Source organism: Pseudoalteromonas sp. Z9A6 (assembly GCF_011378805.1).
Classification (GTDB): Bacteria; Pseudomonadota; Gammaproteobacteria; order Enterobacterales; family Alteromonadaceae; genus Pseudoalteromonas; species Pseudoalteromonas distincta.
Genome location: NZ_WTKZ01000097.1, coordinates 1 through 7,403 on the forward strand (window position 1 = coordinate 1; position 7,403 = coordinate 7,403).

Genomic DNA, 7,403 nt, shown 5'->3' on the forward strand with positions numbered 1-7,403 from the left:
ATTCAGTACTTATAAAGATTCAATTTGGTAGCATAAATTTAAACATCCAACTTTATTAGGAGGATTTATGGCAAGTGGATGGGCACGAGACGGTGCAATTCAAGATCAAATTGATGCAAGTGTTAACGATGCCGTACAGTATGCAAGAAGCAATTTAATATCTGGTGCAAGTGCTGAGCTATGTGACGAGTGCGATGAAAAAATCCCACAAGCACGAAGGCTCGCGCTACCAGGAGTTCGCTACTGTGTTGCATGCCAAGCTGAAATAGAAGGCAATGGTGCCAGCGCTAAATCGTTTAATAGGCGTGGTAGTAAAGATAGTCAGTTGCGTTAAAAAAAGGTGCTGCAAAGCACCTTTTATTTAATACCAATCTGCATAACCATTTGAACTATATATAAAATTAAACCCCTCCATAGTTATACCAACCAGCATAAATCTTTGATCAATTTAACGAATTAAATTGCACTATAACGTCTTAAAAATTTTTTATTTAGAACAACTAGATACAAAAATTTTTGCCTAGTTCTAGCGTAATTTTTTTAACGTTAAATAGACCCCATATATAAGCAGATTGGCACTAAGCAAATTGTTATTACTTGAATTGGTTGTTAAGTAATTTAAAATTTACTCATGTCTTCTTTTTTCTGAATTAACTCAATTGCATAGCCATCTGGGTCTTTTACAAAAGCAATTTCAGTAGTACCGCCTTTTACAGGCCCTGGTTCACGGCTTACATTGCCGCCAGCAGCTTTAATATCTGCACATGCTTTGTAAATATCATCAAACTCAATAGCAATATGACCATATCCATTACCTAGGTCGTAGCTATCTTCGTCCCAGTTATAAGTTAGCTCTAAGACTGTGTTATCTGCTTCGTCGCCATATCCAACAAAGGCAAGAGTGTATCTGTATTCACTGTTATCAGCTCTGCGTAATTCTTTCATACCTAATATTTCAGTATAAAAAGCAATTGATTTATCCAAATCGGCTACACGAAGCATAGTATGTAATAAACGCATTTTTAGTTCCTTTAGTTATTTATTCAAAGTTAAGGGGATTTTTAACTAAGCGCTATTATTAAGCGCGTTTTAGGGGGGTTATATGTATTAGCCATATATATAGGCATTACATATAAATCACAAGCTTAATATGAGAGTGGCCTTAAAACAGTTTGAGTTCGACCTTTATAAATTACCAATTAATGAATCATTTTATTAAATTTTGGATGTTTAAATACCCAGTACTCAATTATTGGTCAACCTATTAGTATGAAAAAGTTACTGACTGTTCAACTAAATTTAACCTTTGCTTAATTGCGCTGTTGATATGTAACTATTTGTTTTAATAAGATATTAAATTAATTTTTGTGTAATTTGTAAAAATGTGGCGTTTGCTTGGTTAACTTATTGGTTGACAAAAAAGTCGTATGGTAATACAGTTTTTGCATACCAATTGGTAAGTTGCTTGGTTTGAGTGAATACAATGTATTGGTAATTAATCAGAGTTACGCTTTGCACAGGTTAATTTATAAATAACTCAAGCTTAAAGTTACTCTACAAATTGAAACAAAAGACACAGCGTATTTATAGAGTAAATTTTACTTGTTCTTATAAAAGTATGCGCCACATATTTAGGAGTTATTCATGTCAAAACCAGTCATCGGTTTCATCGGCTTAGGCTTAATGGGCGGCAACATGGCCGAAAATTTACAAAACAAAGGCTATGAGCTAATTGTTATGGACCTTAGCAAAGATGCGGTTGCAGCATGTGTTGCTAGAGGCGCAAAAACAGCAAGCACTGCAAAAGAGCTAGCTGAAGGTTCAGATATTGTTATGTTTTGTCTTACAACGTCTGCCGTTGTAGAAAAAATTGTTTACGCAGAAGACGGTATCCTAGCGGGTATTAAAGAAGGTGCAGTATTAGTTGATTTTGGTACTTCTATCCCATCATCTACTAAAAAAATTGGTGCTGATTTAGCAGCTAAAGGCGCAGGCATGATCGACGCGCCACTAGGTCGTACACCAGCACATGCTAAAGACGGCCTTTTAAACATTATGGCTGCAGGCGATATTGATACATTCAATAAAGTTAAACCAGTACTGGAAGATCAAGGTGAAAACGTTTTCCATCTTGGCGAGCTAGGTGCAGGTCATACAACTAAGCTTATCAACAACTTCATGGGCATGACGACAGTATGTGCTATGTCACAAGCATTTGCAGTGGCAGAGCTTGCTGGTGTTGACCGTCAACAACTTTTCGACATTATGTCGACTGGCCCATCTAACTCACCGTTTATGCAATTTTGTAAAAACTATGCAGTTGATAATGTTAGCGACCTTGGTTTCTCGATTGCTAATGCAAACAAAGATTTAGGCTACTTCCTACAAATGGTAGAAGACCTAGGTACTGAATCAAAAATCGCTGAAGGTTCATCAGCTAACCTACAAGCAGCGTTTGACGCTGGTATGGGTCAAGGTAACGTTCCTGAAATTTTTGATTACTTCAAAAAGTTAGAAAAGTAATACTTCTCGACCTTATTGAGCGCTTTGAGCTTTAACTTAAAGCGCTTTAACACACATGACACCAATTGACTAAAGTCTTTGTGCAATGTCAGCCTTTTTTAATTCTGATGAAGCACTACTTTCAGTCACAACGAAAAAGAGTTAACTATGCGTTTGATTAATACAATAAAGCTTAGTCTAGTTCTCATCGGTTGCATATCCACACAAGTAGCGGCCAAAGATTATTTTATAGAAAATAAACAAGCTTTTAATGATATCGCAGCTAATCTAGTTGCTGGCGACAAAGTAGTACTTAAAAATGGTACTTGGTCTGACTTCGAAATTTTACTTGAAGGCCAAGGTACAAAAAACTCTCCTATTTTATTGACCGCTGAAACTAACGGTAAAGTAATTTTATCGGGTCAATCGAACCTAAGACTTGCAGGTAAATACCTTGAAGCTTCTGGTTTAGTATTTAAAGACGGCTACACACCGAGCTCAGCTGTAATAGAATTTCGTAAAAATAAAAATGAATTAGCCTACAATTCACGAGTTACTCAAACAGTAATTGATAATTACAGTAATCCAGACAAACGAGAGTCTGATTATTGGGTTGCCTTATATGGACAACATAACCGCTTTGATCATAGTCATTTAGTTGGCAAACGAAATAAAGGTGTGACAGTTGCTGTTCGTTTAAACACTAAAGCAAGCCAGGAAAACTATCATCGTATAGATAACAACTATTTTGGCTACCGTCCTACTTTTGGCTCTAACGGTGGTGAAACCCTGCGTATTGGCACAAGCCATTACTCACTAACTGATTCGCATACATTGGTTGAAAATAATTACTTTGAACGTACCAATGGTGAAGTCGAAATTGTTTCGGTTAAATCAGGTAAAAACATCCTTCGTAATAACGTATTTTATGAAGCGCGCGGTACATTAACGCTGCGCCATGGTAACGGCAATCTTATAGAAGAAAATATCTTTATTGGTAATGGTGTTGATCACACAGGTGGTATCCGCGTTATTAATAAAGATCAAATTGTAAGAAATAACTACCTACAAGGCCTAACAGGCTATCGTTTTGGCAGTGGTTTTACTGTGATGAACGGCGTACCAAATTCATCTATAAATCGTTATCACCAAGTTGAAAATGCGACGATTGAAAACAACACATTTATAAATGTGCGTCATATTCAACTTGCTGCAGGTAGCGATGCTGAGCGTAGCGCAGCCCCAAAAAATAGCGTAATGAAAAACAACTTAATCATAAACCAAAATGGTGAACAGCCATTTACAACATTCGACGATGTAAGTGGGTTAGTATTAAGTAACAACATTGCAGATACAAAAGTGCTTTCTGAGCTAACGTACGGTGTAAAAAAAGATAAAATCACGCTTGAAAAAGCAAGTAATGGTCTACTTTACCCAACATCTAAAAGTTTAAATGTAGGTGCAAAGCGCGATTTAAAAGTACTTAAAAAAGAAGATACCGGTGTTAGCTGGTATGCAAAAGTACCTGCTTTAGTTGATTTTGATTCTGGTAAGACACATTCTGTTAAAGCTGATGTAAGTGCATTACTAGACGCTATTGATAATGCAGAGTCAGGCGATGTTCTAGAACTAGCGCCTGGCCAGTATGATGTTTCTAAACTGGTTAAAATTGATAAAACGTTGACAATTAAAGCAAAGCAGAACACAAAGTCTAAACTTACTTTTCAACGCTCTACCTTGTTTGAAATACATGATGGCGGCAGCTTAAAACTAGATGGTTTATCAATTTCAGGTGAAAACGCGCCAGATGCAATAGGTAACAGCATTGTTCGTACGCAAAAATGGGGTATGGTTGATAATTACCGCTTTGTAATGACCAACTCAGAGTTAAAAGCTTTAGATATTAATCATTCATTCCATTTCTTTATCACTGGTAAAGGTGCAATGGCTGACGAAATTATTGTTACAGGTAATACCTTTAATACAGTAACAGGTGACATTTTACGTCTTAATACTGAAATTGAAGACTTAGGTGTTTATAACGCGGAATACGTCATTGTAAATAATAATACATTTAATAATGTAGAAGGCGGTGTACTTAAGCTTTACCGTGGTGGCACTGATGAAAGTACATTTGGTCCTCATTTTGAAATGACAAATAACACGCTTAATAATGTCGGCCTTGGTAAGCGTAACAAAGAGCAAGCGAGCATTTATGTTCACGGTGTTCAGGTTACTAATATCAAAGATAATAAATTTGTTAAATCTGCTCCTATTGTTGTAGAGCACACAGTAGGCGAGCCTAAAACTGAAATCTCAGGCAATACATTTGATGCCACTAAAGCACCAAGTGTTAAAGAGTTAAGAGTTAAAGGCCTACACACGGCAGTATTAAAAAATAACAACATTTTAAATAAGGCAGGGTAAATACTATGTACTTATTAAAATGCCAAACACGTTTTAAAATAGCTGCTGTAGCTGCAATTACATTACTTACATCACTGGGGGCGCATGCAGCGCACCCAAACTTAGTGATTACTACTGATGATGTTAAGCAAATGCGCCATGCAATTAGTAGCAACGGTAGCACAAAGTTTGCTACTGCGTTTGAATTGCTAAAAGCGCAAGTAGATGAACAAATTGCACAGCCTATCACTGTACCCGTTCCAAAAGATGGCGGTGGTGGTTATACACATGAGCGCCATAAAAAGAATTACCAACTTATGTACAACGCGGGCATTATTTATCAATTAAGCCAAGATGATAAATACGCAAACTATGTTCGTGATATGTTGCTTGAGTACGCAAAATTATACCCAACGCTTGGTCTGCATCCAAAACGTAAAATGGACTCGCAAAGCCCAGGGAAATTCTTTTGGCAAAGCCTAAATGAAGCAATGTGGCTTGTGTACACAATACAAGCTTATGATCTAATTTATGACTCGTTAAATGCCGATAATATTAAAACAATCGAGAACGATTTATTACGCCCGGTTTCATTATTTACATCGGTAGGCCAACCATCAACATTTAATAAAGTACATAACCATGGTACGTGGGCAACTGCGGGTGTAGGTATGGCAGGTTATGTGCTGGGTGAGCCAGAGTGGGTAGAAAAATCGTTATACGATTTAGAAAAATCGGGTAAAGGCGGCTTTATTAAGCAGTTAGAAATGCTGTTTTCGCCACAAGGTTACTACAACGAAGGTCCTTACTATCAACGCTTTGCACTACTGCCGTTTGTAACGTTTGCGAAGGCAATTGAAAACAACGAACCACAAAGAAAAATATTTGAATACCGCGATGGTATTTTATTAAAAGCGATTGATACCACTATTCAACTTAGCTACAACGGTTTGTTTTTCCCAATTAACGATGCAATAAAAAGCAAAGGTATAGATACCATTGAGCTGGTGCATGGTGTTACTACTGCTTATGGCTTAACAAACGACGCGGGTTATTTAGATATTGCTAACCAACAAGATCAAATAATTCTCTCTGGCGATGGCTTAAAAGTAGCACAAGCACTCGATAGCGATATGGCAAAACCTTATTCGTTTAAATCGGTTGCTTTTGGTGATGGTAATGACGGTAAGCAAGGTGCTTTAGTGGTTATGCGTACCCAAGTAGGGGGCGATCAGGCTTTATTGTTTAAGCCAGCAGCACAAGGTTTAGGCCACGGTCATTTTGATAAGTTAACGTGGCAGTTTTATGACCACGGTAACGAAATTGTATCTGATTATGGCGCAGCACGTTTTTTAAATGTAGAAGCTAAATACGGCGGTCGTTATTTACCTGAAAACGAAACTTACGCTAAACACACTGTTGCGCACAATACGGTAGTGGTTGACGAAACAACGCATTTTAATGCAAATGTTGAAGTAGGAAATAGTAATTACCCTACACTTAACTTTTTCGAAACAAATAAATACGGCACGGTTTCAAGCGGCGAAATAAGCACAGCTTATAAAGGCGTTGATCTTGAGCGTACGCTTGCACTTATTAACTTACCTGAACTTCAAAGCACAGTTGCACTTGATATATTTGATGTTGCTGCAAATAAAGCGCATCAACTTGACCTGCCTTTGCATTATAAAGGTCAGCTTATCGATACCAGCTTTGAGTTAAAAGCAAATGCAACGCAGCTGTCTGCGCTAGGTACTAAAAATGGCTACCAACATTTATGGCTTAAAGCTCAAGCGCAACCTCAAAGTGGTTTAGCTAAAGTAACGTGGCTAAACGAAAATGGTCGTTTTTATACGCAAACGAGCTTGGTAAAAGGTGATGAGTCTTTCTTGTTTACTCAAATAGGCGCAAATGACCCTGATTTTAATTTACGCAACGAAAATGGTTTTATTCGTCGTGTTGAGGGTCAAAAGCAACATAAGTTTATATCTGTATTAGAGCCACATGGTGAGTACAACCCAAGTAAAGAATATACCCTAGAAGCTGTTAGTCGAGTTACAAAGCTTGAATATAGTCAGCAGGGCGATTTAACACTTGTTGAACTTGATATTAAAGGCAACTCATATTTAGTGGCAATTAATAAAGCACAAACATCAGCTAAAAACACATTCAATTATCAAAATAAAGAGTTCACTTTAAATGGCCGATTAGGCGTTTATATGATGAACAATAATCAGGAGTAAATAGGATGCAAAAGCAAAGCGCAAACTTTTCATTTGGTAACGAGACCGAAATAGAAGACTTAGAAAATGGTCTAAAACGTCAAATGCTAGGTTATAACGAAGAGCTAATGGCTGTTAAAATTTGGTTTGAGAAAGGGGCTATTGGTTATAACCATGCCCACAGACATTCTCAAGTAACGTATGTTGTTGAAGGTGAGTTTCACTGAGGGCGTTCAGAATTCTGTGTCAGCCTAAATTGCTAAATATCTAGCA

At 37.3% G+C, this 7,403-nt stretch carries 5 protein-coding genes and 1 pseudogene; 5 read left to right on the forward strand and 1 reads right to left on the reverse strand.

Annotated elements, in window-relative coordinates; translation table 11 throughout:
- Positions 1-67: 67 nt before the first annotated feature.
- Positions 68-334: a DksA/TraR family C4-type zinc finger protein gene (locus tag GQR53_RS19915; protein ID WP_024605380.1), complete on the forward strand. Its 267-nt coding sequence runs from the start codon at positions 68-70 to the stop codon at positions 332-334.
- A 284-nt stretch (positions 335-618) separates the two neighbouring features.
- Here the strand turns inward: GQR53_RS19915 and gloA are convergent, their stop codons facing one another.
- Positions 619-1,020 carry a lactoylglutathione lyase gene (gloA, locus tag GQR53_RS19920; RefSeq protein WP_024594782.1) on the reverse strand — a complete coding sequence of 134 codons (402 nt, stop codon included), beginning with the start codon at positions 1,018-1,020 and terminating at the stop codon, positions 619-621.
- Between the two features lie 624 nt (positions 1,021-1,644).
- Here gloA and GQR53_RS19925 point away from each other — a divergent pair.
- The 4 genes and pseudogenes from GQR53_RS19925 to GQR53_RS19940 all read left to right on the forward strand — a co-directional run.
- Positions 1,645-2,523: an NAD(P)-dependent oxidoreductase gene (locus GQR53_RS19925; protein ID WP_002962960.1), complete on the forward strand. Its 879-nt coding sequence runs from the start codon at positions 1,645-1,647 to the stop codon at positions 2,521-2,523.
- 147 nt (positions 2,524-2,670) lie between these two features.
- On the forward strand, positions 2,671-4,929 hold the full coding sequence (locus GQR53_RS19930; RefSeq protein ID WP_165745018.1) for a polysaccharide lyase 6 family protein: 2,259 nt from the start codon (positions 2,671-2,673) through the stop codon (positions 4,927-4,929).
- A gap of 5 nt (positions 4,930-4,934) precedes the next feature.
- Positions 4,935-7,151 carry a heparinase II/III family protein gene (locus tag GQR53_RS19935; RefSeq protein ID WP_165745019.1) on the forward strand — a complete coding sequence of 739 codons (2,217 nt, stop codon included), beginning with the start codon at positions 4,935-4,937 and terminating at the stop codon, positions 7,149-7,151.
- A 5-nt stretch (positions 7,152-7,156) separates the two neighbouring features.
- Positions 7,157-7,354 (forward strand): annotated as a pseudogene (locus GQR53_RS19940) (cupin domain-containing protein); the annotation flags it as partial.
- Positions 7,355-7,403 lie beyond the last annotated feature (49 nt).

Excerpts from the sequence above, each read along its gene's own strand:
- GQR53_RS19915 (WP_024605380.1), top strand. The coding sequence starts at position 68 with ATGGCAAGTGGATGGGCACGAGACGGTGCAATTCAAGATCAAATTGAT.
- gloA (WP_024594782.1), bottom strand. The coding sequence starts at position 1,020 with ATGCGTTTATTACATACTATGCTTCGTGTAGCCGATTTGGATAAATCA.
- GQR53_RS19925 (WP_002962960.1), top strand. The coding sequence starts at position 1,645 with ATGTCAAAACCAGTCATCGGTTTCATCGGCTTAGGCTTAATGGGCGGC.
- GQR53_RS19930 (WP_165745018.1), top strand. The coding sequence starts at position 2,671 with ATGCGTTTGATTAATACAATAAAGCTTAGTCTAGTTCTCATCGGTTGC.
- GQR53_RS19935 (WP_165745019.1), top strand. The coding sequence starts at position 4,935 with ATGTACTTATTAAAATGCCAAACACGTTTTAAAATAGCTGCTGTAGCT.